This is a genomic window from Nocardia sp. N2S4-5 (genome assembly GCF_044628355.1).
Lineage (GTDB): Bacteria > Actinomycetota > Actinomycetes > Mycobacteriales > Mycobacteriaceae > Nocardia > Nocardia wallacei_B.
Genome location: NZ_JBIUPM010000001.1, coordinates 4,957,541 through 4,981,663, shown reverse-complemented (window position 1 = coordinate 4,981,663; position 24,123 = coordinate 4,957,541). Strand labels below are relative to the sequence as shown.

General features: G+C 68.9%; 24 protein-coding genes. 13 read left to right on the top strand and 11 right to left on the bottom strand.

Annotated features, from left to right (window positions below):
- Positions 1-34 precede the first annotated feature (34 nt).
- The 10 genes from ACFMRZ_RS22790 (at position 35) to ACFMRZ_RS22745 (ending at position 8,978) form a co-directional block, all read left to right on the top strand.
- Complete coding sequence (locus ACFMRZ_RS22790) at positions 35-442, top strand: YciI family protein (protein WP_280273306.1); 408 nt, start codon at positions 35-37, stop codon at positions 440-442.
- Positions 439-1,584 carry an RNA polymerase sigma factor gene (locus ACFMRZ_RS22785; protein WP_400180670.1) on the top strand — a complete coding sequence of 382 codons (1,146 nt, stop codon included), beginning with the start codon at positions 439-441 and terminating at the stop codon, positions 1,582-1,584. Before ACFMRZ_RS22790 ends, ACFMRZ_RS22785 begins: the two co-directional genes overlap by 4 nt.
- Before the next feature lie 59 nt (positions 1,585-1,643).
- Positions 1,644-2,072 (top strand): VOC family protein, encoded by a 429-nt coding sequence (locus tag ACFMRZ_RS22780; RefSeq protein ID WP_400180669.1) that lies wholly within the window; start codon positions 1,644-1,646, stop codon positions 2,070-2,072.
- 80 nt (positions 2,073-2,152) lie between these two features.
- Entirely contained in the window at positions 2,153-3,157 is a 1,005-nt protein-coding gene (locus ACFMRZ_RS22775) for a zinc-binding dehydrogenase (protein WP_400180668.1), read from the top strand.
- 78 nt (positions 3,158-3,235) lie between these two features.
- The gene (locus tag ACFMRZ_RS22770) at positions 3,236-4,591 is read left to right on the top strand and encodes a hypothetical protein (protein ID WP_400180667.1); all 1,356 of its coding nucleotides are present in this window, start codon (positions 3,236-3,238) and stop codon (positions 4,589-4,591) included.
- A gap of 57 nt (positions 4,592-4,648) precedes the next feature.
- Positions 4,649-5,470 (top strand): TIGR03084 family metal-binding protein, encoded by an 822-nt coding sequence (locus ACFMRZ_RS22765; protein WP_400180666.1) that lies wholly within the window; start codon positions 4,649-4,651, stop codon positions 5,468-5,470.
- Positions 5,471-5,899: 429 nt separating this feature from the next.
- Entirely contained in the window at positions 5,900-6,592 is a 693-nt protein-coding gene (locus tag ACFMRZ_RS22760; protein ID WP_400180665.1) for a hypothetical protein, read from the top strand.
- Positions 6,593-6,631: 39 nt separating this feature from the next.
- Positions 6,632-7,816: an L-2-hydroxyglutarate oxidase gene (gene lhgO, locus ACFMRZ_RS22755; protein WP_400180664.1), complete on the top strand. Its 1,185-nt coding sequence runs from the start codon at positions 6,632-6,634 to the stop codon at positions 7,814-7,816.
- An 87-nt stretch (positions 7,817-7,903) separates the two neighbouring features.
- Positions 7,904-8,395: an SRPBCC family protein gene (locus ACFMRZ_RS22750; RefSeq protein WP_280273299.1), complete on the top strand. Its 492-nt coding sequence runs from the start codon at positions 7,904-7,906 to the stop codon at positions 8,393-8,395.
- Positions 8,396-8,405: 10 nt separating this feature from the next.
- A complete protein-coding gene (locus tag ACFMRZ_RS22745) occupies positions 8,406-8,978 on the top strand; it encodes a ribonuclease H (RefSeq protein ID WP_400180663.1) in 573 nt (190 codons plus the stop codon).
- Positions 8,979-9,028: 50 nt separating this feature from the next.
- Here ACFMRZ_RS22745 and ACFMRZ_RS22740 read toward each other — a convergent pair whose 3' ends face one another.
- The 9 genes from ACFMRZ_RS22740 to ACFMRZ_RS22700 form a co-directional block, all read right to left on the bottom strand.
- Positions 9,029-9,925 carry a hypothetical protein gene (locus ACFMRZ_RS22740; protein ID WP_400180662.1) on the bottom strand — a complete coding sequence of 299 codons (897 nt, stop codon included), beginning with the start codon at positions 9,923-9,925 and terminating at the stop codon, positions 9,029-9,031.
- Between the two features lie 130 nt (positions 9,926-10,055).
- Entirely contained in the window at positions 10,056-11,225 is a 1,170-nt protein-coding gene (locus ACFMRZ_RS22735; RefSeq protein ID WP_342213840.1) for an MlaD family protein, read from the bottom strand.
- A complete protein-coding gene (locus tag ACFMRZ_RS22730) occupies positions 11,222-12,322 on the bottom strand; it encodes an MCE family protein (RefSeq protein WP_400180661.1) in 1,101 nt (366 codons plus the stop codon). The genes ACFMRZ_RS22735 and ACFMRZ_RS22730 overlap by 4 nt, the downstream gene beginning before the upstream one ends.
- The gene (locus ACFMRZ_RS22725; RefSeq protein WP_400180660.1) at positions 12,319-13,407 is read right to left on the bottom strand and encodes an MCE family protein; all 1,089 of its coding nucleotides are present in this window, start codon (positions 13,405-13,407) and stop codon (positions 12,319-12,321) included. The genes ACFMRZ_RS22730 and ACFMRZ_RS22725 overlap by 4 nt, the downstream gene beginning before the upstream one ends.
- Positions 13,404-14,399 (bottom strand): MCE family protein, encoded by a 996-nt coding sequence (locus ACFMRZ_RS22720; protein ID WP_280270168.1) that lies wholly within the window; start codon positions 14,397-14,399, stop codon positions 13,404-13,406. Before ACFMRZ_RS22720 ends, ACFMRZ_RS22725 begins: the two co-directional genes overlap by 4 nt.
- Positions 14,399-15,427 (bottom strand): MCE family protein, encoded by a 1,029-nt coding sequence (locus ACFMRZ_RS22715; RefSeq protein WP_280270164.1) that lies wholly within the window; start codon positions 15,425-15,427, stop codon positions 14,399-14,401. The genes ACFMRZ_RS22720 and ACFMRZ_RS22715 overlap by 1 nt, the downstream gene beginning before the upstream one ends.
- Positions 15,424-16,935: an MCE family protein gene (locus ACFMRZ_RS22710; protein WP_400180659.1), complete on the bottom strand. Its 1,512-nt coding sequence runs from the start codon at positions 16,933-16,935 to the stop codon at positions 15,424-15,426. Before ACFMRZ_RS22710 ends, ACFMRZ_RS22715 begins: the two co-directional genes overlap by 4 nt.
- 10 nt (positions 16,936-16,945) lie before the next feature.
- Complete coding sequence (locus tag ACFMRZ_RS22705; RefSeq protein WP_280270166.1) at positions 16,946-17,809, bottom strand: ABC transporter permease; 864 nt, start codon at positions 17,807-17,809, stop codon at positions 16,946-16,948.
- Positions 17,810-17,813: 4 nt separating this feature from the next.
- Positions 17,814-18,632: an MlaE family ABC transporter permease gene (locus ACFMRZ_RS22700; protein WP_400180658.1), complete on the bottom strand. Its 819-nt coding sequence runs from the start codon at positions 18,630-18,632 to the stop codon at positions 17,814-17,816.
- 559 nt (positions 18,633-19,191) lie between these two features.
- Between ACFMRZ_RS22700 and ACFMRZ_RS22695 the strand changes: the two genes are divergently transcribed.
- Positions 19,192-19,857, top strand: a complete 666-nt coding sequence (locus ACFMRZ_RS22695) for a serine protease (RefSeq protein WP_400182946.1) — start codon at positions 19,192-19,194, stop codon at positions 19,855-19,857.
- Positions 19,858-19,897: 40 nt separating this feature from the next.
- Here the strand turns inward: ACFMRZ_RS22695 and ACFMRZ_RS22690 are convergent, their stop codons facing one another.
- Both ACFMRZ_RS22690 and ACFMRZ_RS22685 read right to left on the bottom strand, forming a co-directional pair.
- On the bottom strand, positions 19,898-21,427 hold the full coding sequence (locus tag ACFMRZ_RS22690; RefSeq protein ID WP_400180657.1) for an MFS transporter: 1,530 nt from the start codon (positions 21,425-21,427) through the stop codon (positions 19,898-19,900).
- A gap of 33 nt (positions 21,428-21,460) precedes the next feature.
- Entirely contained in the window at positions 21,461-22,069 is a 609-nt protein-coding gene (locus tag ACFMRZ_RS22685; RefSeq protein ID WP_280274273.1) for a hypothetical protein, read from the bottom strand.
- Between the two features lie 171 nt (positions 22,070-22,240).
- Between ACFMRZ_RS22685 and ACFMRZ_RS22680 the strand changes: the two genes are divergently transcribed.
- Together ACFMRZ_RS22680 and ACFMRZ_RS22675 are read left to right on the top strand one after the other, a co-directional pair.
- Positions 22,241-22,765 (top strand): DUF6764 family protein, encoded by a 525-nt coding sequence (locus ACFMRZ_RS22680; RefSeq protein ID WP_400180656.1) that lies wholly within the window; start codon positions 22,241-22,243, stop codon positions 22,763-22,765.
- A 78-nt stretch (positions 22,766-22,843) separates the two neighbouring features.
- Positions 22,844-24,094: a serine hydrolase domain-containing protein gene (locus ACFMRZ_RS22675; protein ID WP_400180655.1), complete on the top strand. Its 1,251-nt coding sequence runs from the start codon at positions 22,844-22,846 to the stop codon at positions 24,092-24,094.
- Positions 24,095-24,123 lie beyond the last annotated feature (29 nt).

The window sequence follows — 24,123 nt, the reverse complement described above, 5'->3', positions numbered from 1 at the left end:
CCGAAATAGCCCACAGCGAACCGAGGAGAACATCATGGCCAAGTACCTGCTGCTCAAGCACTACCGGGGCGCCCCGGCACCGACCAACGAGGTGCCGATGGACCAGTGGACGCCGGAGGAGGTCACGGCCCACATGCGATACATGGAGGACTTCATCAAGCGACTCGAGGGCACCGGCGAGTTCGTCGACAGTCAGGCGCTGGCCCCGCAGGGCGCGTTCGTGCGCTCCGACGGCGCGGGCCGACCGCCGGTCACCGACGGCCCGTTCGCGGAGACCAAGGATCTGATCGCCGGATGGGTGACCATCGACGTCGAGACCTACGAGCGGGCGCTCGAACTGGCCGGGGAGCTGTCGGCGGCCCCGGGCGCGGGCGGGCGGCCGATCCAGGAGTGGCTCGAGGTACGACCGTTCTTCTCCGAGTTGCCCACGGTCACCGAGTGAACGAGGCACTGCTGCGGGAACTCGTGCCCGCGGTGATCGGCGTCCTCGTCCGCCGCGGGGCCGACTTCGCCGCGGCCGAGGACGCCGTGCAGGAGGCGCTGATCCGGGCATTGGAAACGTGGCCGGACGATCCGCCGCGCGATGCGAAGGGGTGGCTCGTCGCGGTCGCGTGGCGCAAGTTCCTCGACGCGAACCGCGCCGAAACATCCCGGCGCGGAAGGGAACTCGCCGTGGAGGACGAGCCCCCGGCAGGTCCGGTGCCCGCCACGGACGACACGCTGTGGCTGTACTTCCTGTGCGCGCACCCCGCCCTGCCCGCGGGGTCGGCCGTCGCGTTGACCTTGCGCGCGGTCGGCGGTCTCACGACGCGGCAGATCGCCACGGCCTATCTCGTCCCCGAAGCGACCATGGCGCAACGGATCAGCCGGGCCAAGCGGCGCATCGCGGACCTGCCGCTCGACCGGCCCGGCGACCTCGCGACGGTGCTGCGCGTGCTCTACCTCGTCTTCAACGAGGGCTACGGCGGGGACGTCGACCTGGCGGCCGAGGCCATCCGGCTCACCCGCCAGCTCGCGGCCACGACCGACGAGCCCGAGGTGTCGGGGCTGCTCGCGCTGATGCTGCTGCACCACGCGCGCCGGGCGTCGCGCACCGCGCCCGACGGCCGCCTGGTGCCGCTCGCCGAACAGGACCGAACCCGTTGGGACACCGGCCTGATCGCCGAGGGCGTGCTGATTCTGCAGGCCGCGCTGGCCCGCGACCGGCTGGGCGAATACCAGGCCCAGGCCGCCGTCGCCGCCCTGCACGCCGACGCCCCGAGCACCGCCGAGACGGACTGGGTGCAGATCGTGGAGTGGTACGACGAACTGCTCCGGCTGACCGACAGCCCGGTGGTCCGCCTGAACCGCGCGGTAGCGGTCGGCGAGGCCGACGGTCCCCGGGCCGGACTCGCCGCCCTCGCCGAACTCGACCCGGACCTGCCCCGCCACACCGCCGCCCGCGCCTACCTCCACGAACGCGCCGGCGACCTCGAACAGGCCGCCGCCCTGTACGCCGAGGCGGCCCGAGCCGCCACCACACTCCCCGAACACGCCCACCTCACCCGCGAAGCGGCCCGCGTCCACCACCTGCTGAGCCCCTGATCCCAGCGCTGTCCGTTTCGTTCAAGACCGAGGTGGGACGGGTCTGGTCGACTGGGCGCATGACTCCTCGTATCAATGCCATCACTCTCGGGGTGAGCGATCTCGAGCGGGCGCTCGCGTTCTATCGCGACGGGCTGGGGCTGGACACTGCCGGGATCATCGGGACGGAATTCGAACGGGGTGCGGGGGCGCCCGGTGGGGCGGTGGCCATGTTCACGCTCGACAACGGGGTTCTGCTGTCACTGTACGCGCGGACCGATCTCGCGCTGGACGCCGAGATCGAGGTGGCGCGCGTGGCCGGGTCGCCGATCAGTCTGGGGTGGTTCGTCGAGAATCGGGCGGACGTGGACCGCGTGCTGGAACAGGCGGAGCGCGCCGGGGGCACGATCGTACGGGCGGGAGCGGAACGGCCGTGGGGCATCTATGCCGGGTATTTCGCGGATCCGGACGAGCACCTGTGGGAGGTCGTGTACTTCCTGGCGGGGTGAGGTGTTGAATCGGGTGCGGACGGAAATGTCCAGCGCCGCACACGGGTACGGCGACCGACGACCACCGCGAGGAGCCGATGATGCTGGCAGGACGCCTTCACCTGGGACCGGAACGTCGACTGGAGCTGGCGGAGGTCCCGGTGCCGGAGCCGGGGCCCGATCATGTGCTGATCAAGGTCGAGGCGGCGGGCGTGTGCCTGTCCGACGTGCACCTCATCGACGGAACGCTGACACCGCTGTTCCTCAACGGCGACACGGTCACGCTGGGCCACGAGGTGGCGGGCACCGTCCACACCCTCGGGCCGGGCGTGACCGGGCCGAAGGTCGGCGACCGGGTGTTGTTGCAGGCCGGTGAGCAGCGCAACGGCGCGGTCTACACGCGCGGCGTCGACTACGACGGCGGCTGGGCCGAATACGCGCTGGCCCGCACCGACACGCTGGTGCCGATTCCCGACGATCTGCCGTTCGAGCAGGCCTGCTTCATCCCCGACGCGGTGTCCACGCCGTGGGCCGCGATCACCACCACCGCGGAGGTCCGGCCCGCCGAACCGGTCGGCGTCTGGGGCGTGGGCGGGCTCGGCGCGCACGCGATCCAGTTGCTTCGCCTGGTCGGCGCGGCCCCGATCATCGCGGTGGATCCGCTCCCGGCCGCGCGGCAACGCGCCCTGGAATTCGGGGCCGACCTGGCCTTCGATCCCGCCGAGCCGGATCTGCGCACCAAGATCTACGCCGCCACCCACGGCACCGGCCTGGCCGCGGCATTCGACTTCGCGGGCGTCGCGGCGGTGCGTGAGCAGGCGGTGGTGTGCCTGGGTCCCGGCGGGCGGTTGGTGCTGGTCGGGCTGACCGACAAGCCGATCACCGTCACCGGCGGCACCGCGTTCAGCTTCTTCGGGCAGCAGTTGCGCGGGCACTACGGCTCGTCGCCGGAGCACGTCGATCAGCTGGTGCGGTTGCAGAGCCTGCACCGCATCGATTTCGCCCGCTCGGTGAGCGCCGTGGTGCCGCTGGCGGACGCCGAGAAGGCCGTGCACGCGCTGGAAGCCAAGCAGGGCAACCCGATCCGCATCGTGCTGAAGCCGTAGCGGCCACTCGTGCCCGCCTGTCCGGTTTCGGGATAGGCTCGTCCGAAATCTCCGTACGGCTCTAGGGGGACCCAGACGATGACGACACTCGCGGCTGGAGTGTTCATCGACTGGGAGCAGTTGACCGGCCAGTCGAAGTTCGTCGTGGATCTGGTGACGTTCCCGGTCTTCAGCGCGATCGCCGGTTGGCTCACCAACTGGACCGGCGTGCTGATGCTGTTCTGGCCGGTCTTTTTCCGCGGCATCCGGATTCCCGGTCTGCCCCTGCTGTATCCGTACTTCCCGCGCCGGGTGCAGGTGCTGCCGACGTTCTCCGGCGACGGGAAACGGCTGGGCTTCCAGGGGTTCATTCCGGCCCGCGCGGAGAAGATGGCCAGCATCTGCGTCGACATGGCCATCATGCGGATCGGCAGTCCGCGGGATTTCATCCACGAACTCGACCTGGAGGGGATCGCCGACTACATCGCCGAGGTGGCCCGCAAGCAGGTGCGGGCGATCGTGGACGAGGTGATGTACCGGGAGAATCCGGAGCTGTGGCGTGCGGTGCCGCGCTCGGCCCGGCAGATCCTCTACCAGCGGGTGGAGCGAGAGCTGCCGGCGCTGACCCGCCGCGGTTTCGAGCGGCTGGGCGACAATGTCGATCAGCTCATCGACATCAAGAGCTTCGTGATCCGCTACCTGCAGACCAATCCGTTCATCCTCAAGGACCTCACCACCACGATCGCGGCGCCCGAACTGCGCTTCATGGTGCGCATCGGGCTGCTGGGCGCGCCGTTCGGGCTGCTGTTGGCGCTGTATCTGCAGGTGCACCACGACATTCCGGTGATCGGCTGGATTCCGGCGTGGCTGATCATCCTGGCGGCGGCCGCGGCGATCGGCGTGACCGTCAATGTCTTCGCGATCAAGATGGTGTTCGAGCCCGGCGATCCGCAGCCGCGCTACCGATATCTGTGGAAGCAGGCGCTGCTGGCCAAGCGGCAGCCGCAGGCCGCGGCGGACCTCGCCCACATCCTGGCCTATCAGGTGCTGACGCTCCCCAACCTGGCGAACGAGCTGCTCGACGGGCCCAACGGCGACAAGACCCGCCAGCTCATCGAGCGTCTCATCGCCGACGAGATCTACCGCCAGCTCGGCCCCACCACGTCGGTGGTGCGGGCGGCGTTCGGTCGCCGCCAGTTCGACAACCTGAAGGTGGGCGCGGCCGGTGCGGCGGTCGGCCTGGCGCCGAGCCTGGTCGAGGACGAGGCGTTCGCGCTGGAGCAGGCCGAGAAGATCGACGAGTTCGCCGCCCGCAAACTGCAGGAACTCACGCCGGGCGAGTTCATGGAGATGTTCTACGCGTCGGTGGAGCAGGACGCTTGGCTGCTGTACCTGCACGGCGCACTGCTCGGTTTGGCCGTCGGCGGCGTGCACCTGGTGTTGTTCGGCTGGTGAGGCAATAACAAGCACGCGCGCTTGCATTTTTCGAGCCCGATTGCGATGCTGAGGCGCGTGAACGAGGACCGACCGCGCACGACGGGTTCCGCCGACCTCGAGGCCCTGCTCGCCGACTTCGACGCCGAATGCGCGGAACTCGACGCGCTGGTCGCACCGCTGCCCGAGGCGCGGTGGGCCGACCCGACGCCCGCGCCCGGCTGGACCATCGCCCATCAGATCGCGCACCTGACCTGGACCGACGAGGTCGCGACGGTGTCGGCGACCGATGCCGCGGCCTTCGCCGAGCTGGTCCGCGCCGCCGAGCCGAAGGCCTTCACCTTCGTCGACGAGGCCGCCGAGGAGGCCGCCGCGACACCGCCGCCGGCCCTGCTCGAGCGCTGGCGCCGCGGCCGCGCGGCGCTCACCGACGCGCTGCGCGCCGTGCCCGCCGGGACCAAACTGCCCTGGTTCGGGCCGCCGATGAGCACGGCGTCGATGGTCAGCGCCCGGCTCATGGAGACCTGGGCGCACGGTCAGGACGTGGCCGACGCGCTGGGTGTGCGCCGCACCGCGACCGCGCGGCTGCGCAATATCGCCCATATCGGCGTGCGCACCAGGAACTTCGCCTATCTGGTGCACGGGCGGACCGCGCCCAGCGCGGAGTTCCGCATAGATCTGGCCGGACCGGGCGGGGAGACGTGGAGCTGGGGCCCGGCGGACGCCGCCCAGCGAGTTTCCGGCACCGCCCTGGATTTCTGTCTGCTGGTGACGCAACGCCGCCACCGCGACGACCTGACGCTGACGACCGTCGGGGCCGAGGCCGCCGAATGGTTGACCATCGCGCAGGCCTTCGCCGGGCCCGCCGGATCGGGCCGTGCCGCAGGGCAATTCGCGTAAGGCCGGTCCGAAGGCGGGGTCGCGGGGCGGTTGCGGCACGCTGGGAGCTGGCGGGCGCCGACTTTGGGTGCGCCGTGCCTGTGCCGACCGGACGCCATTGGCCGGAGGTAAGAGTTGGCAGTCGAAGCAAGCGCTCCGCCAGCTAGATGACTGTTTACCCAGGCGTTCTCGACTGGAAACGCCTGCCACACAAAGTAGTCGGATTTCTCCCGATATCGGGATTTTGCCCTTCGACGCCGGAGATTGCCGGGTCAGCGGGCGGAAATTGCACTCCGAAGGACGCATGTGCGGCGGATGGTGTTGTGATCTTGACCGCACCCGCCCGATGAGGTACTGCACGGCACAGTAGCCTGGACATGCGTACGACTTTCAACGGTGTGGGTCGACGCCCGTAGCGGGGAACAAGGGGAACGGAAAGGACGCACCGTGATGTCGCAACACCCAGCTACGCAACGTCGCAGCAGTCGGCAACCGGCCCAGATCTTCCAGCACACCGCCATCGTCTTCGCCGGCATGGCCTCCATCGGATTGACCGTCGCCGCCGGCACCTACATCGTCAATCAGATCGCCGAGTCCACCCGGCCGCCCGCCGCCGCACTTCCCGCGCCCGCGGCCGCGCCGCCCGCCGGGACGCCGGAATCCGCGCCCGCCCGCGAATTCCCGCGCGGCACAGCGGTTTCCGGTCTCGTGGGCTTGGTGGCCGAGAGCCGCCCGCTCCCGGCACAGCCGGTCGCGCCGCCGCCCGCCGCGGAGCCGGACCGCGTGCTCGATCGGGCCGTGGCGCCCGCCGTGCCCGCGCAGGCGCCGGTGCGGCGGCCCGGAATGGGCGGGCAGTTGCCGCTGCCCGGCAATACCTACGTCGGCGCGAATGTCGCCACCGGCCAACCGGATTCGGTCTCGATGACCGTGGACACGAATGTGTTCACGGTTTTCGCCGACCGTCTCGGCGACGGTTCGCGGCGCACCACGAACGAAATCACCCGGCTGCGTACGGATCTCGACACCAAGAGCGGCGAAGTGACCTTCGCCGTGTCGGATCCGCGGCTCGGTCAGCACGACGTGCGGTGGCAGCGGCACGCCCGCCCCGCCATCGTGCCGGAGGGTGACAACGAGACGGCCTGAAGCAGTCGGCCCCGCCCGGTCTTGTGTGAGACTGCTGGCGTGTACGACTACTGCGTGATCGGCGGCGGCATCGTCGGAGTGGCGACCGCACACCGGATCCTCGAGCGGCGGCCGGGCGCGAGCCTGCTGCTGGTCGAGAAGGCAACGGCGCTCGCCGCACACCAGACCGGCCACAACAGCGGGGTGATCCACTCCGGGATCTACTACGAGCCGGGCAGTCTCAAGGCGCGCTACTGCCGCCGGGGTGCGCGGTGGACGAAGGAATTCGCTGCCGCGCACGGCATTCCGCACCGGGTGTGCGGAAAGTTGCTGGTCGCCACCGATGCCGCCGAACACGAGCGCATGCTGGCGCTGTACGAGCGGTCGGTGACCAACGGCGTCGAGGTGGAACGGATCGACGCCGCCGAACTGGCGCGGCGGGAGCCGCATGTCACCGGTGTCGGCGCGCTGTACGTACCCGACACCGGCATCGTCGACTACACCCGCGTGACCGAGGTGCTGGCCGAGCGGGTGCGCGCCGCGGGCGGCGAGATCGTGCTCGGCGCCGAGATCACCGCGATCGACGAGAACACCGACGCGGTAACGGTTTCCGGCCCCGCCGGTACCTGGCGGACCCGCCGCCTGGTGGTGTGCGCCGGACTCCAGGCCGACCGCATGGCGCGGCTGGCCGGATTGCCGATCGCCCTACGGATCGTGCCGTTCCGCGGCGAGTACTACCAGCTGCCGCCGGAGCGCTCGGATCTGGTGCGCACGCTCATCTATCCGATTCCGGACCCCGAATTGCCGTTCCTCGGCGTGCATCTGAGCCCGACCGTCGACGGCGCGCTGACCGTAGGCCCGAACGCGGTCCTGGGCCTGGCCCGCGAGGGCTATCGCAAGGGCAGCCTCGATCTGCGCGATGCCCGAGAAGTGCTGGGCTACCGGGGTTTTCACCGCGTCGCGGCCGGTAATGTGCGCACCGGACTGCGGGAACTGCGCAATTCGCTGTTCCGGCGCGGCTATCTGGCGCAGTGCCGAAAATACTGTCCGGAGCTGACCCTCGCCGATCTACTGCCGCGCGAGGCGGGCATTCGCGCACAGGCGGTGCTGCCGGACGGCACACTGGCACACGACTTCCTGATCGAACGCACCCCGCGTTCGGTGCACGTGCTCAACGCGCCGTCTCCGGCGGCCACGTCGGCGCTGCCGATCGCCGACCACATCGCCGATCGATTGGACGATTGATCGGTCATCCCCGGTTTGCCGATAACCGTCCAATAAAGAGGACTCCTGTAGTACTTTTGTCGGCAGCCGTGGAACAGGGAGCAGCCTATGGGCCACATCAGGTACGCGAGCGATGTCGGTGCGCCGGTGGAGGTCGCGTTCACGTACACGGACAACCACGTGTACGTGCCGGACTGGATGTTCGGCGTCGCGGCCTTCGAGCCGGTCGGCGAGACCGGCCACGGGCCCGAGGCGCTGTTCACCGCCACCGTCCGCCTGGGCCTATGGCGTTCCGCGGTCGAGTGTGTCATCAGCGAGTACCGCCACAACGCGGTCATCGGGTACACGCTGCGCAGGCGCCGGCCGGGGAAGGTGGCGCCTGCGCTGGGCACCCTGACGCTGCGTTTCGATCCGCTCGGCTACGGACGGTCCGTACTGACCTCGGAGGCCGACTACCGTCCGGCCCGCGGCGTGACCGGGCGCTCGAGCGCGCGGCTGATCGACGCCGCGGTCCGTACGGCGGTCCGGCGCAGCGAATCGCAATTACGCAGGGAGATAGAGCAATTCCACGATACCGATCTTGTCGGTCGGATTGCGTAGGGTACCGGTCATGATCATCGTGAGCACGGACGGATCCTGCCTGCGCAATCCGGGCGGCGCCATCGGCTGGGCCTGGGTCGATCATCAGGGCACCACGGCCAGCGGCGGCGCGGCCAGTGGTACCAATCAGGTGGCCGAGCTACGTGCGGTACTGGAGGCGATCGTCGCGCACCCCGGGCCCGAGCCGTTGCTCATCGAGAGCGATTCGCTGTACGCGATCAAGTGCGCGTCCGAATGGATCTCGGGCTGGCGGCTCAACGGCTGGCGCACCTCGACGGGCGGCGCGGTCAAGAATGTCGAGCTGGTACAGCACATCGACCACCACATCGCCTCCCGGCCGGGCCCGGTCCGGTTCCGCTGGGTCCGCGGGCACGTCGGCAACTACTTCAACGAGCAGGCCGACAAGCTCGCGGGCGAGGCCGCGCGGGCGGCCGCGGCGACACCGGATGCCGCCGCGTCCGGCATCTCCGACCTGCCCCCGCTGGTGCCGGTCGGCGCGGTGGCGGCGCCACCCGCACCGGTGGCGCCGAAGCCGGCCGCGCCCGAGCGGCCCGAGCCGTCGGAATCGCTCACACTGTTCTGAAAAACGAAGGGGTCCCACCGGATTTCCGGTGGGACCCCGTAACGATCGATCTAGCCGCCCGGCTGGGGTGCGGGCTGCTGCCCGCCGGTGCCCGGCGCCGGCTGGTCACCGCCCGGCGCGGGGACCGGGCCCATGTCGTTCATCATCGGCGACTGGAAGCCGGAGGCCAGCCACTTGTCGCCCTTCTTCTCCATGGTCGCCACCACACCGATGGTGATGTGCTGCGGCTGCGGCGACGCCGCCTTGGACTGGTTCTGCGTGATGAGCATGATCACGGTGGCCTTGTCCTCGTCACCGCTTTCCCACGCGCAGTGGATCTCGTCGATCCCCGAGCGCGCCTGCGCCTGGGTGGTGATGTCCTTCAGCGCGGAGGAGGCGGCCTCGAACTGTGTCGCCCAGTCGCCGGTGGACCGGTCCTTCACGCGCTTGACGTAGTCGTCGAAGTTCTTCGCGTCGTAGGTGCCGACCTGGCGGCCGAAATCGCAGGCGGCCGCGGTCGATTCGTCTCGCGCGTCCAGCTGTCCGCCCCGGTCGCTCGCCTGCAGAGCGAACACCACCACGGCGGTGATCGCCGCGACCAGTAGCACGCCCGCGGCGAAGGCCGCGACGATCGGCAACCAGCTGGGGCGACCACTGCCGCCACTGCCGCCGGACGGCGCGGCCGCGGTGGCCGCCGCGGCCTTCGGCTGGCTCAGCTTCACCGTCGGCTCGTCCGCGGCGGCGGGCTTGCTCTCCGCGCCCTTGGTCTCGGCAGGTTTAGTCTCCGCGGCCTTGCTCTCCGCAGGCTTGTCCTCGGCAGGCTTACTCGCGGCCGCCTTGTCCTCCGCCCCGCCGGATTCTAATTTAGCCGTCACGTCCGCGTCGGTGCTGTCTTGCGGCCGAGCATCGTCGGCCTTCGCCTCGGCGTCGGTATTCGTGTCGTCCTTGGCAGCGTCTTCATCGGACATGAACTGATGCGTCACTTTCCCGGCGTGCTGGGCACACCGCGTAGCCGGATCGGCCCGAATACGTCCGGACCGACGGATTCTGTCAGCGAGTATGCCCGCACCGGCGGTGTTGCCGCCGGGCCGGGTGCACTCACCGCACCGGGGGCAGGGTCCTCTCGTTCGGATCGGCTCCCGCCGGCATCTGGGCACCGTTGTTGGGCACATCGGGCCGCGGCGCGTTCGCCGAACCGCGGATCTGCTGGTCCGGCGGCGGGTTGGTGCAGTAGTTGTACTTCGGCAACGAGCCGTCCTGAATCACGTAGGGAGCGGTCGGCTTGTTGTTGTACTCGCAGAACGGGCGCGGCCAGATATCCAGAATGGTGTAGAACTCGTTGTCGTGCGCCGGGACGCCGATCGCCGACGCGCCGGTGACCAGCGACGGGAACAGCGCCCGCAGCGCCGGGACCCGCAGCTGCGCCGCCTTGGTGATGGCCGCGAAGTTGGTCGCCAGGCTGGTGATCGGATCCGCGGTCTTGTCCAGCACGGCCCCCAGCTGTTGCATCTGGCCGGGCGCGGTGTCGAGCACCTTGCGCAATTCGTCGTTGGCGCCGTTGAACTGGTTGAACAGCGTCTGCGAATTGGCGGTCAGGGTGCTCAGGTCCGGTTGCGCGTTGGAGGTCGTCGCCGCGATCGTGCGCAGGTTCGCCAGCAGGTTCGTGGTCTGCGGCAGCAGGTTGTCCAGACCGGCGGTGACCAGGCTGAGCGCATCGATCATGCTGCGCATCTGGTCGGGCCCGCCGGACAGGGCGACGTCGAGTTCGTTCAGGATCGTGGTGAAGCGATCCGGGTCGATCTGGTCGAAGAACGCGCTGGCGTTGTCGAGCACCGACCACACCGGGGTCGGGGTGGTGACCTTCTGCGGGTCGTACTTGATGGTCGCGCCGTTGGCCAGGAACGGTCCCTGATCGGTCTCCGGCCGGAAGTCGATGTACTGCTCACCGGCGCCGGACAGGGCCTGCACCGCCACGCGGGTGTCGACCGGGATGCGGTAGCGGCTGTCGATCTCGGCCTCGGCGGAGATCGCCGCGCCGTGGTCGGACAGCTTGATGTCGTTCACCTTGCCGACGCGGTAGCCGCGCAGCGTCACATCGTTGCCCGGCTGCAGCCCGCCCGAGCGATCCAGCGCCACCGTGACCACGTAGGTCTGCCGCACCGGATTCACCCGCATCACGCTGATCAGCAGGTACGTCGCCCCGACCAGGAACACGACGACCAGGCCCACGCTCGACAGCAGCAATTTGTGCTGCTTCAGCCAGCTCACCGGTGGCCTCCCACTCGTCCCTGGACGATCTGCAATACCTGAATGAGGCTGCCCACCATGTCCTGTGCGTCGCGCAGGTCGTAGAACTTGCTGTGCGCCGGATCGGTGATCAGGCCGATGTCGAGCTGCGTGAGGGTCGCGGCGACGGCGAGGACGTTGCCCTTGAAGGACGCGTCCACCGCCGGGCGGATCTCGTGCATGGCGTCCAGCAGCGGACCGAAGTCGGTGCGGGTCTGTGCCAGCGCGCTCATCAAGTTGTGCACGTTGTCGAGCAGGCTCGACAGCTGCTCGGTGGACGTGTTCGCGTAGTCGCCCAGCGCCGCGCTGGTGGTCGAGACCTTGGTCAGCAGGTCACCGATCTGCTTGTTGTTCTCGGCGATGGTGCCGATCATCGACGGCAGCGTGTCGGCGACCTGACCCAGCTCGTTGTGCCGCGCCTCGATGGTGTCGGCGAGCGCGCCGAAGCCGCTGAGGGTCGAGTCGATGCGCTCGCTGTTGCTGTGCAGTGTCGTTGTCACACTGGTCATCTGGCGCAGCAGGTTGGCCAGCTGATCCGAGCGGCCGCCGACCACCGAATCCAGTTCCGAGGTGAGCTTGGTCAGCGACGCGATACCGCCGCCGTTGAACAGCATCGAGACCGACAGCAGCAGTTCCTCGACGGTGGCGCCGGCGGAGGTCTGCTCCAGGGTGAACGTGTCGCCGTCCTGCAGCATCGCCGTGCCCGGTTCGGACTTGGGCTTGGACACCGCGACGAAGACGTCACCAAGCGGCGTGGCCTGGCGCAGTTCGGCGGTCGACCCCTTCGGCAGTTCGATGTCCTTGCGCAGCGTCAGGTCGACGACGGCCTGGAAGTTCTTGGTCTCGATGCGGGTGACCACCCCGATGTCCGAACCGCCGATCTTGACCTTCGCCTGATCGGGCAGGTTGAGCGCGTTGGTGAACACCGCGTGCAGCGTGTAGGTGTCGCCCTGCAGGCCCGGCTTGGGCAGCGGCACCTTCTCCACCGTCAGCCCGCAGCCCGCCGTGGCCAGCACACCGACCGACGCCGCCAGCGCCACCACCGCGTGTCGTGCCCGTCGGGACAGGTGAGGAATCATTTCGTCATTCCCATCAGTGCCGCGGTCAATCCGAGGTCGGGACCGAGATCTTCGACCTTCCCGGTCCGGCAGCCGTCCGCGCGCATCTGGATGCGCTCGCAGAACACGCTGATGATCTCGCCCGTCAGGGCGGTGCCGAGCACACCGCGCAGCCGGATGAAGCCGCGCTGGCGGTCCATCGTCCGATCGATGTTCTGCAGCAGCAGCGGCGCGACATCGACGACCTCGGTGACACCGGCGGCGTTGGCGCGCAACTGATCGGTGACCGCGGTCAGCCCGGACAGGCTGGACGCCAGCTGGTCCTGGTACTGGGTGAACGCACCGCTGGTGTTGTTCAGGAAGTCGTTCATCTGGGTGAGCGTGGCCTGCAGGCCGGGGGACTGCTCGGCGAGCAGCGAGGTCATCTGCGTGACCTGGTTGCTGAAGTCGCGCACCGACTGATCGTTCTCCGACAGCATGGTCGTCAGCTCGTTGAGCTTGACGATGATGCTCGCGACCGCGTCCTTGTTGTCGACGCCGACCTTCAACGCGCCGGACAGGGCGTTGAGGGTGTCGCGGATCTTGGCGCCCTGCCCGTTGACCATGTCGTAGAGCAGGGTGCCCGACAGCGGACCCTCCGCGGCGCCCGGCGCGGGCTTGAGCGCGTCGGCGAACTGATCGATGGTCTTGATCATCGTGTCCAGCTCGACCGGCGTGCGGGTCTGCTCGACGGTCAGGTGCGACTTGTCGGGCAGCGTCGGCCCACCGGTGTAGCGCGGGGTGAGTTCGATGTGCCGATCGGTGACGATGGACGGCGAGATCAGTGCGGCCGTAAGGTCTTTCGGCAGTTTCACATCGCTCTTGACGACCATGTGGACCTCGACGAACTGCCCCTTGGGCACGATCTTGTCCACCTTGCCGACCTCGAGGCCGAGCACCGTGATCGGGTTGCCCTCGAACATGCCCGCGATATTGCGGAAGTCCGCGGTGATGTGCTGTGTCGTGCCGACCGCGTCCTGGACATCGGTCGGCACGACCGAACAACTGCCGATCGCCAGCGCCGCCACACCGAGCACCGCCACCTTCGCGGCCCGCATCACTGTCATCCCTGGCACCCCTCGTGAATTCGCGCGAAGCACAACCAGTTGTCCGGGAACAGCCACGGCAGGCCGACCTCGCCGTAGGGGCCGTTACCGAGCGCGTTGTTCAGCCCGCGGATGCCCACCGGCATGATCTGCAGCAACCGGTCCAGGTTGTCCTTGTTCTTCTGCAAGCCCTCGGCCATGGTGTTCAGCTGCTCGATGGTCGGGCCGAGCTGATTGTCGTTCTCGGCGCCGATCTCCTGCAGCTGCTTGGTCAGCGACGCGATGTTGTCGAGCAGCTGGCGCAGCAGGGTCTGCCGTTCCATCACCCGGCTCGCGATCGCCTGGCCCTGGGTGATCACCAGCAGCACGCTGTTGCGGTTGTCGCCGAGGATCGTGGTGACCCGGTCGAGATCCTTCAGCAGCTGGTCGACCTGGTCGCGGCGATCGTTGATGGTCTTGGCCAGCGCGCCGACGCTGTCGAGCGCCTGCGCGGTCAGCTGCGGCTGCCCGTTGATCTGGTCGCCGATCACCTGGAACGACTCGGCCAGCTTCTTGGTGTCGAGCGCTTCGAACTTCGGCGTGCCGATCTGCACCACGTCGGCCAGGTCGTAGGGAACCTGGGTGTTGTTCTTCGGGATTCGCTTGCCCTTCAGACCGGAGCCGTCGCCCGGATCCAGGTTGATGTAGCGAGCGCCGAGCAGGGTGGCCATCTTGATCGAGGCCTTGGCGTCCGGGCCCAGCTTCACATCGTTGTTCACCTGCAGGGTGAGCAGCACGTGGTCGCCCTCGAGTTCGGCGCCGGACACATTGCCCACGGACACGCCGGACACGTTGACCTTGTCACCGACCCGCACACCGGCGGTCTGGGCGAATTCCGCCTTGATGTCCTGGGTGCCGACGCCCAGCTTCTTGTAACCGCTGGAGGCGATCAGCAGCACCACGATGAGCACCGCGCCGAGCACACCCAGCCAGAAGTAGCGATTGTTGTCGAACCGGTTCTTGAGCTTGGTCATCATGGCCGGCACACCGCCGATTGCGAGTGGCCGCCGATCTGGGTGAGCAGACCGCGGGGGAGCAGGATGTTGTAGAGCGAGACGTCCAGGCTGCAGATGTAGGCCGACGCGTAGGCGCCGTTCTGCGTGAACTTACCGAGATCGGCCATGATGTTCGGCATGTCCACGGCGGCCTGGTCGAGCTTGGCGCCGTTCTCGATCAGCAGGGTCAGCGCGTCGGTGGTGGAGCGCTGCGCCTGCGCCAGCTTCGGCTGGACCTGTCCGACCATGTTCACCAATCCCGTAGTGGCGTCGGCGATCTGCACCGTCGACTGCTGCAGTGACTGGCCCTGGTCGTACAGCCCGCCGATGAGCGCGCGGGTCTGGGTCACCAATGTCTCCAATTCGTCGCCCCGTGTGGCCAGGCCCTGCATCGTCGCCGAGAGGTTCGTGATGACGTCGGCGAGGATGGCGTCGCGGCGCTGGAAGTCGCCCGCCAGCGCGGCCGCCTGGGTGAGGAAGGTGCTCAGCGACACCCCGTCACCCTGCAGGGCCTGGATGAACGTGGTGGACAGGTTGTTCACCTGCTCCGGCTGCAGCACCTGGAACAGCGGCTGAAAGCCGTTGAGCAGACCCGAGATGTCGAAGGACGGCTCGGTCTGGTCCAGCGGGATCGAACCCTTGTTCCGCAGCGGCGAGGCGTCGCCCTTGCTGCCGGGCGCGAGCGCCACGTAGCGCTGCCCGATCAGGTTCTGATACCGCACCAGGGCCTTGGTGTTGCCGAACAGCGTCTGGTTGTCCTGCACCACGAAGGTGACCTTGGCCTTGTGCTGACCGTCGAGCTCGATCTTCTCTACCTTGCCGACCCGCACCCCGGCCATCCGGACATCGTCGTTGACCCGCAGTCCGAGCACATCGCTGAAGGTCGCGGAGTAGGTCTTGGTGGAACCGGAGACGTTGCGCGCCAATGTATTCCATACCAGAACCGTCACCAGGACCGACACGATCGCGAAGATCCCGAAGCCGATCAGCGGCTTGCGAATGCTCATCGGGCTGCACCGCTTTCGGTGACTTGCAAGGTTCCACCCCTCAGGATCGAGCTCAGCAGCAGGTATTCGGCGGTGGTGGGTTTGCGGCCCAGCAGGGCCGTGACAGCGGCGTCACCGGTGTACGAACCGGCGATCGGCGCGGCGGCCGGATGGGTCGCCGTGGCCGCCGGGTCGTCGGCCGGTTCGGCGGCGGGCTGTGGCTGCACCGGGGCGGGCGCGGGCGCCGGGGCGGCGCCCGGAAGGAACTGCTGGAACAGCCCGCCCAGCGGCGTGCCCGCGAACGGGTTGAGCGGCTGCGGACCCGTGGGCTGCGCCGTCTGCTCGGGGTTCAGGCCCGGCAGGGCGGGCAGGCCCGGCATCGGGACCGCGGGCGGCAGGCCATGCGCGGCGTCCAGCGCGCGCGGCTTCATCGACTCCGGCAGCGGCGGCAGTTCGGCCACCTCGGGCGCGGTGTAGCAGCTGGGCGCCGCCATCCCGCCGTAGCGCGGGCAGTCCGACCGGTCGTAGGGCTTGTACGGGGTGAACGTGATGCCCAGGTTCCACACCATCTGCCGCTGCGGACCCCAGTGGAAGGTGGTGTTCAGCTGGCGGACCGAACGGTTGAGGCTGGCGATGGCCTGCGGGATGGCCGCCGGGTCGGAGGCCAGCGCACCGAACATGTCGCTGGTGCCGGCGGTGATCGACTTGCCGAGGTCGGGGTTGCGCGCGAACAGCGCGTTGACCTTGTCGACGGTGCCGGATGTGCCGGCGAGCAGATCGGCCAGCTGCTGGCGCTTGTCGGAGATGGTCTGCGCGGTCTTCACCGAATCGGCCAGCACCCCGACCAGTTCCGGCGCCGACTGGTTGAGCGCGTGGAAGGAAGAGGAGAAGTCGTTCAGGGTCTGGTCGACGTTCGGCACCGCGCCGCGCACCTGGGTCAGCCAGTTGTCCAGCCGCTCGACCGTCGAGCCGGGCACCCGGGAGCCGCCCTCGAGTGAATAGGACAGGGTGCTCAGCACGCGGCCCAGCTGCACCGGGTCGATCTTGTCGAGAATGGCGCGGACCGTGGTGAGGGTGTCCTGCAGGGCGATGGTGCCCTCGCTGCGGTCCTCCGGGATCTGCGAACCGGCGTGCAGGGAGCCTTCGTCGGGGCCGTTGTAGACCAGTTCGACGGAGGTGACCGCGAACAGGTTGCTGGGCACCACGCGGGCGGTGACGTTGGCCGGAATCTGGTCGATGTACTCCGGCTTCATCTCCAGGTTCACTTGCTGCAGTTCGCCTTTGGCGGCCACCGAGACTTCCTTGACCGCGCCCACCAGCACGCCGCGAAACTTCACGTCGGCGTTCTCGGGCAGGCCGTCACCGGTGGTGGTCATGTTGGCGGTCACCTTGACGACCGAATGCAGGATCTTGCCCTGGTAGCGCGCCATCAGGAAGACCAGAATCAGCGCGAAGACGGTCAGCCCGCAGGCGCCGGCGATGAGCAATTGCCGCATCGTCGGTCCGCGGCCACTCGGATCGATGATCATCTGCTGCCCCCTACCCCGAGATCCTGATGCCCGGGTTGATGCCCCAGACCGCCAAGGTGATGAACAGGTCGGCGAATACGACCGCGATGATGCACAACTTGATGGCGCGACCGGCCGCGACACCCACGCCCTCCGGGCCGCCGGAGGCGAAGAACCCGTAGTAGCACTGGATGAACGTCGTGATCGCCACGAATACGATCGCTTTCAGCAACGACCACAGCACGTCGTGCGGGATCAGGAACTGATAGAAGTAGTGCTGGAAGGTGCCGGTGGCGGTGCCGCCGATCAGCTGCACGGTCAGCGAGCAGGTGATGTAGGCGAACGGCAGGGCCAGGCAGTACAGCGGGATGATCGCGATCATCGCCGCGATCATGCGGGTGCTGACCAGATACGGCAGCGGCCGGATCGCCTGCGACTCCAGCGCGTCGATCTCCTCGGAGATGCGCATGGCGCCCAGCTGCGCGGTGAATCGACAGCCCGCCTGCGAGGCGAACGCCACCGTGGCGAGCATCGGCCCGAGTTCGCGCGTGGTGGCGAAGGCCGAGACCGCGCCGGTGATCGGACCGAGCCCGAGCAGGTTCAGCGAGTTGTAGCCCTGGATGCCGACGGTCATGCCGCCGAACGCGCTGAGGATCAGCACCACGCCGATGGTGCCGCCGCCGACGACGATATTTCCGTTGCCCCAGGTGACATCCGAGAGCAGGCGCCAGACTTCCTTCGGATAGTGCTTGAGCGCCAACGGCATCGAGCCGATCGACCGCAGGAAGAAGAACACCTGGTGACCGATGCGCGCCAGCCAGTCGCGCGGCGCGGTGGCCGACGACCGGATCCGCTGAAATGGCCGCAGTAGCGGCGGTACATAGGTTGACGACACCAGCTCAGACCATCTGTGAGGGGAACAGGGTGTTGTAGATCTGCGTGATGATCAGATTCACACCGAACAACATCACCGAGGACAGCACCACGGCCGTATTCACCGCATTGGCGACACCACCGGGGCCGCCGCGGGCGTTCAGCCCGGAATCGCACGCGATGATCGCGGCGAGCAGGCCGAAGATGAGGGACTTCAGCAGCGCGGCAATCAGATCCGCGACCACGGCGAAGGAGGAGAACGTACCGATATAGGAGCCCGGCGTGCCGTTCTGGGCGAAGACGTTGAAGACATAGCCGGTGAGGAAACCGACGAACACGACGAAGCCGCACAGCAGCACCGACACCAGCATGGCCGCGCCCAGCCGCGGGGCGACCAGCCGCCGCAGCGGGTCGACGCCCATCACCCGCATCGCGTCGATCTCCTCGCGGATGGTGCGCGAGCCCAGATCAGCACAGATGGCCGAGCCGACGGCGCCCGCGATCATCAGCGAGGTGACCAGCGGCGCGCCCTGCTGGATGATGCCCAGGCCGTTCGCGGCGCCGATGAACGAGGTCGCGCCGACCTGTCCTGCCACGGAGCCGACCTGGATGGAGACGATGACGCCGATCGGGATGGCGACGAGCAGGGTGGGGGCGGCGGCGACGCTCGCCATGAACGCGCACTGCCGCACGAACTCACCGAAGGGGAACCGGCGCCGGAAGATACTCACGAACAACTCGGCCACGGCGGCGATGCCCATGGTGATCTGGCGACCGAAGGTCTCCAGTGAGCGCTTGGGATGGTCCTGCCAGTACGTCTTGGTCCAGTCGACCGCCCCGCTCATCCGTGACTCCGCCGGCGGACTGTTGGTGAACTGCACTGACTAACCCCTCTCGACGCCGGTTACCTGCCCCGGCGACTGTTTGCTTGACGCACCTTACTACGGAGTTAGGAGAAACACACCATAATGTGTGGCTGGTGTCATAGACGCAGATCACGCCACTATGCGGGCTGTGATCCGTGACATGAAGTTGTGTTGGGCCACAATGGACACGGCATTTTTCTAGAACGAGTTACAGTTTCCTGAACCGATGCCCAACTTCCCTCCTCGTGTAATTTCCCGGAGTGAATTAATCGTAATTAGCGGCTCGACTCGAATCCTTCGCAAAGGCTATCCGCGACGCGGCGTGCTGTGCCGTCATCGTCGCCGGGGTGTCGCGACACGCGACGCGCCGGTCGACGAGGGCGAACCGAGGAGACCGCCGACCCCCGCCGTAACGGCGCGAACCGGGCTGTCGATCCGGGTATCGAGGCGGCAGTACGGAGCGCGCCCGGGCACGAATACTGACAGGATGTAGTACTACATGGCTGATATCGTGCGGACTTCCGACGTCTGGAGGGACATGTTCAACAAACTCGCCAGGGTGGCTCAGGCCGCCTTCGCCGTCGCCGTGGGTACGGCACTGCTCGGGACGGGGGCGGGCGTCGCGCACGCGGACCCCGGGCCGGTGATCGGCGGTGGTTCGGGAATCATCATCGACAATCAGTTCGAGTGCACGGTCACCACCATCGGCCACGACGCGGCGGGGCGCCTGGTCGGCCTGACGGCCGGACACTGTGGCGAGGCGGGCTCGAAGGTGTGGGCCGAGCAGGATCGCGGCGCCGGGGAGATCGGCACCTTCGCCTACTCCAATCACGATCTGGATTACGCCGTTATCGAATTCAACAGCAAGGTCGTTCCGGTCAACCGGATCGGCAATGTCACCATCGGCGCCGTCGGAGCGCCCGCGCAGTTCCCGATGATCGCCTGCAAGGAGGGCCGCACCACCGGCAACACCTGCGGCATCACCTGGGGTGACATCTTCCAGACCGACGAGACGTGGACCCAGATGTGCGTCGTGGAGGGCGATTCCGGCGCACCCGTGGTCATCGGCAACACCCTGGTGGCCATGGTGAACGCCTACCTGGCGGTGGCCTGCTTCGGGCCCGAGGTCGGCACCAACATGAGCGCGATCATGGCCGACATGAACAACCGCGGCCGCACCGGCGCGGGCTACGCGCCGATCTGATCGGAAGTCGTACGGCGATCCGCGGGGCGGTGAGGATTCCTCACCGCCCCGCGGCGCGTCCGGAGCGCTCCGGCTGCACGGCCGGACCGGTCACGCCGCAGTGCGGCAGGCAATCGACCGTGGCCGCCGCCTCCGGCCGCGCGCGCCGCGGCGTCCCGAGCAGCACCCCCGCCAGCACGGCGCCCGCGACCAGCAGTCCGGCGCAGATCCGCATCGCCACCGTGAAGCCGTGGTCGATCGCCGACACGTCCCCGATCGATCCGGAGATCCCCGCCAGGCCCGGCAGGGCCGCCACGGCGAGCAACTGCGCGGTGCGGGCCACGGCATTGTTGACCCCCGAGGCGATCCCCGCCTCGCCCGCCGGCACCGCACCCAGCACGGCGCCCGTCAGCGGCGCGACCAGCGCCGAGAGCCCGAGGCCGAAGATCACGACGCCGGGCAGCACATCGCGCACATACCCGGCGGCGGTCGCCGAATCCGGGCCGATGCGCAAGAGCAGTAGGACGCCGACCGCGGCCAGCAGCGGCCCGGCGGTCATCGGCAGCCGCGGCCCGTGCTGCTGCGCCCACCGCCCGGCCCGCGCCGAGAGCGCCAGCATCAGCACCGTGATCGGCAGGGTGGCCACGCCGGAGAACAAGGGGGAGTACCCGGCGACCTGCTGCAGTTGCAGCACCAGCAGGAAGAAGACGCCACCGAGAGCGGCGTAGACGGCCAGCGTCACCAGGTTGGCCGCGGTGAAGACACGGCCGGACCGCGGATCACGGGCTCGCGCCGGATCCGACCCCACGGCCGCACCCGTGAACAGCGCCGGCGGCACCAGCGGGTGATCACTACGCAGTTCGATCAGCACGAAGACGCCCAGCAGCGCCAGCCCCGCCACGCTCAGCCAGGGCATGGCCTGGATCAGCCCGAAGGTCAGCGCCCCCAGCCCGGCCGCCACCACCAGCGCGCCCGGCATGTCCAGCCGGTCCGGGGCGTCCGGGTCGCGGCTCTCCGGGACATGCCGCATCGACACGGCCACTACGATCGCGGCCAGCGGCAGATTGATAAGGAATATGGACCGCCAGCCCGCGACCTCGATCAGCCACCCGCCGAGGAACGGTCCGAGCGCGCTGGCGATGCCACCGAACCCCGACCACAATCCGATCGCCGCGCCCTGATCCCGCTCATCGATGGAGGAGGAGATCAACGCCAGGCTGCCCGGCGTCAACAGCGCACCGGCCACGCCCTGCACGATCCGCGCGAGCACCAGCATCTGGATGTTCACGGCCGCACCGCACAGCACCGAGGCGGCCGCGAAAGCGACTGTGCCCCAGACGAACATCCGCCGCCGCCCGAGCCGGTCGCCCAGTGCGCCGCCGAGCAGGATGAACGAGGCCAGCGTCAGCGTGTAACCGCTCAGTGTCCACTGCAATCCGGAGACGCCGGTGTGCAGCGACGCGCCGATCCGCGGCAGGGCGATGTTCACGACCGTCGCGTCCAGCGCCGCCACCGACGACCCGAGCACGGTGGCCAGCACGATCCAGCGGCCCGTCGTCGAGCTCAGCCGCGGCAACTCCGTCGTACTCACCGGCCCAGGCTACGGCTCCCGGGCCCGGCCGGCTCAGAGATCCTGCACGCAGACCACGAATCGGCGCTGGTCGTAGACGAATCCGCCGTCGTCGTGCGGGCAGGCGTCGACGCTGTCGGTGTTCCGCAGGATGCTCAGCACGCGCACGCCCTCGACGGCCGGGGCGCCGCAGTCGATGCGCTTGGTGACGCCGCCGCCGATGTCCATGCAGCCGCCGACCACCCAGTCCCGGTCCAGGCACAGCGCGCCGGTCTCGCGGCCGCGCAGTTCCTCGTAGTAGGCGTTGTCGGTGTCGGACGCGCATTGCTCGGAGGTCGGCGCCTTGCCGACCACCTTGTAATTGGACTCGCGGCTGCCGCACGCCGCCTTGGCGATGGTCGCCTCCTCGTTGGTGCCGCCCAGATTCACGCAGTCCCCGATCTCGGCGTGAAAATCGACATGGCCGCCGGTGGTCGGGACGGTGGTGGGAACGGCCCGGCCGGAGGTGGGCGCGGGCCGTGACGTGGCCGTCGCGGTCCGGGAGCCGGGGCCCGACGCCGTCGGGTGACCGCTGATGTCCGCGCCGCACGCGGTGAGACCGGCGGCGGCGACAACGACCGACGCGGCGAGCAGTATTCGCCTCGGAGACCACGAATGTGCCATCGAAACCTTCCCCGAGTCGTCCTGCTTCGAACTCGCACCCGGGATTCGAAGTCGCCGTTTCTGGCGTCATGCTAACCGGCCGAGGAGCACGGCCTGGCGCGCGAGTCGGATTCGGCGTTCCAGCAAACGATCTGGGTATGGTGGGGGTGGTCGGCCCGAAGGGAGTTCACCGTGAAGCTGATCAGCGCAATCGCTTGCTCGGCGGCCGCGGTCGGGGCCTGCGTCGGAGGTGTCGGAGCGGCCTCGGCAACCGACGTGCATTGCGACTCCGCCGCAGGTGGTGACATCACGGTCGTCGACGGGCGCACGGCCTGCCGGGCGGCGGCCGACGATTCCGGGCACGCCCGCGCCGCCGGGTTCGACGGAGTCGGCTACGCGAAGGCGGCCGCGGGCGCGACCGCGCTGGGGGTGGGCGCGTCCGGCGGCATCGGGGCCAGTGAGGGCGTCAGCGGCATGCCCGTGGCGATCGGCCTGGGCCCGGACGCCTACGCCTACACCTCGATCGGCGCCGTGCCGGACAACGGCCGGCTCGCGGTCACCCTGGCGATGAACGGTTCTCGCGCACAGCTGGATTCGCAGCAGCACGCGATCGCCTGCCTGGGATCGGCGGCGCTGGTGTGGGATTCGCGGAGCGGCGCCGCATGCCTGGCGACACCCGTGGGCCTCTGGCACACCGCCGCCGCCGCGCTACCCTGACCTTTCCGGGCCCGCCGTAGCGCGCGGCGGGCCGTGCACGACAACGGCCGCGCGGGCGGCGGTGACAGGAGGGCGGTCATGGTCGCGGGAACGCCCGAGGCGCCGGACGACGAACTGCCGCCCACCGAGTCGGCCGGGCAGATGGTGATCGATCCGCGCTTCGTCTCCGTGGTGCACCGGTTCTTCCGGATGTTCGGCCGTCCCGCCCGCGGCGGCGGCGCGTTCGCCGTGTACCTGCACGGACGTCCCGTGGTGGACGTGTGGGCCGGGTACTCCGCACCGAATCTGCGCTGGCAGCGGGACACCGTGGCGCTGAGCTTCTCCACCGGCAAGGGTGTCGCGTCGACCGTGCTGCACCGCCTGGCCGAGCGCGGGCTGATCGATTACGAGGCGGCGGTGGCCGACTACTGGCCGGAGTTCGCCGCCCACGGCAAGGACACCATCACGGTCCGGGATGTGCTGTCGCACCGGGCCGGACTGCATCGGGTGCGCGGTCTCGCCACCGACCCCGACGGCATTCTCGACTACGACGCCATGGTGGCCGCCCTGGCCGACGGCGTCCCCGATCCGCGGCGGCTGCAGACCTCCGGATATCACGCGGTCACCTTCGGCTGGCTGGTCGCCGAACTCGTACAGCGGGTGACCGGCGACGATTTCACCGAGGTGCTGCGCCGGGAGATCGCCGAACCGCTGCGCACCCCGGAATTCTGGTATCGGGTGCCGCCCGCCGAGCGGCATCGCATCGCCCGCACGTTCCCGCGGCTGAACGTGCCGGGGATGCGATGGGACACCGCCTCCTCGTGGATCGCCCGCGCCCGCGTGCTGGCCGCCGTCGCCGAGGCCGGTATGCCCGCCGGACTGGACCTGCTGGTGGTGGACCCGCGCGTGCACGATGCGGTGATTCCCGGGTTCAACGGCGTGTTCACGGCGCGGGCCCTGGCCCGCATGTACGGCGCGCTGGCCTACGACGGCCGCCTCGCACCGGACGCCCCGGCGCACGATCTCGCCGAGACGCCGCTGCTGCGGCCGGAGACGATCGAGACGATCAACCGGGTGCAGCGCACCGGCCACCGCGACTACGTGCTCGGTGTGCAGGTGCCCTTCACCCTGGGCTACCACCGGCCGCCCGTGCTCTCCCGGCATCCACCGCGGAAGGCCTTCGGCCACTACGGCGTCGGTGGCTCCGGCGCGTTCGCCGATCCCGAGCTGGGCATGTCGGTCGCCTTCGTCACCAACCGCCTCGGCAACTCGGTGACCACGATCGGCGACGGCCGGATGTCCCGGCTGGCCGGACTGGCGCGTGCCGCCGTACTGCGCGACCGCGGCTGACGGCGTCGTGCCGCCGGCGCGGGCATTCG

What these genes read in the sequence shown, in the direction of transcription:
- ACFMRZ_RS22780 (WP_400180669.1), top strand. Translation starts at nt 1,644, where the DNA reads ATGACTCCTCGTATCAATGCCATCACTCTCGGGGTGAGCGATCTCGAG.
- ACFMRZ_RS22715 (WP_280270164.1), bottom strand. Translation starts at nt 15,427, where the DNA reads ATGAGCATTCGCAAGCCGCTGATCGGCTTCGGGATCTTCGCGATCGTG.
- ACFMRZ_RS22770 (WP_400180667.1), top strand. Translation starts at nt 3,236, where the DNA reads ATGACGACACTCGCGGCTGGAGTGTTCATCGACTGGGAGCAGTTGACC.
- ACFMRZ_RS22730 (WP_400180661.1), bottom strand. Translation starts at nt 12,322, where the DNA reads ATGATTCCTCACCTGTCCCGACGGGCACGACACGCGGTGGTGGCGCTG.
- ACFMRZ_RS22710 (WP_400180659.1), bottom strand. Translation starts at nt 16,935, where the DNA reads ATGATCATCGATCCGAGTGGCCGCGGACCGACGATGCGGCAATTGCTC.
- ACFMRZ_RS22720 (WP_280270168.1), bottom strand. Translation starts at nt 14,399, where the DNA reads ATGACCAAGCTCAAGAACCGGTTCGACAACAATCGCTACTTCTGGCTG.
- ACFMRZ_RS22695 (WP_400182946.1), top strand. Translation starts at nt 19,192, where the DNA reads ATGTTCAACAAACTCGCCAGGGTGGCTCAGGCCGCCTTCGCCGTCGCC.
- ACFMRZ_RS22745 (WP_400180663.1), top strand. Translation starts at nt 8,406, where the DNA reads ATGATCATCGTGAGCACGGACGGATCCTGCCTGCGCAATCCGGGCGGC.
- ACFMRZ_RS22700 (WP_400180658.1), bottom strand. Translation starts at nt 18,632, where the DNA reads ATGAGCGGGGCGGTCGACTGGACCAAGACGTACTGGCAGGACCATCCC.
- ACFMRZ_RS22750 (WP_280273299.1), top strand. Translation starts at nt 7,904, where the DNA reads ATGGGCCACATCAGGTACGCGAGCGATGTCGGTGCGCCGGTGGAGGTC.
- ACFMRZ_RS22760 (WP_400180665.1), top strand. Translation starts at nt 5,900, where the DNA reads ATGTCGCAACACCCAGCTACGCAACGTCGCAGCAGTCGGCAACCGGCC.
- ACFMRZ_RS22790 (WP_280273306.1), top strand. Translation starts at nt 35, where the DNA reads ATGGCCAAGTACCTGCTGCTCAAGCACTACCGGGGCGCCCCGGCACCG.
- ACFMRZ_RS22675 (WP_400180655.1), top strand. Translation starts at nt 22,844, where the DNA reads ATGGTCGCGGGAACGCCCGAGGCGCCGGACGACGAACTGCCGCCCACC.
- ACFMRZ_RS22725 (WP_400180660.1), bottom strand. Translation starts at nt 13,407, where the DNA reads ATGACAGTGATGCGGGCCGCGAAGGTGGCGGTGCTCGGTGTGGCGGCG.
- ACFMRZ_RS22740 (WP_400180662.1), bottom strand. Translation starts at nt 9,925, where the DNA reads ATGTCCGATGAAGACGCTGCCAAGGACGACACGAATACCGACGCCGAG.
- ACFMRZ_RS22775 (WP_400180668.1), top strand. Translation starts at nt 2,153, where the DNA reads ATGCTGGCAGGACGCCTTCACCTGGGACCGGAACGTCGACTGGAGCTG.
- ACFMRZ_RS22685 (WP_280274273.1), bottom strand. Translation starts at nt 22,069, where the DNA reads ATGGCACATTCGTGGTCTCCGAGGCGAATACTGCTCGCCGCGTCGGTC.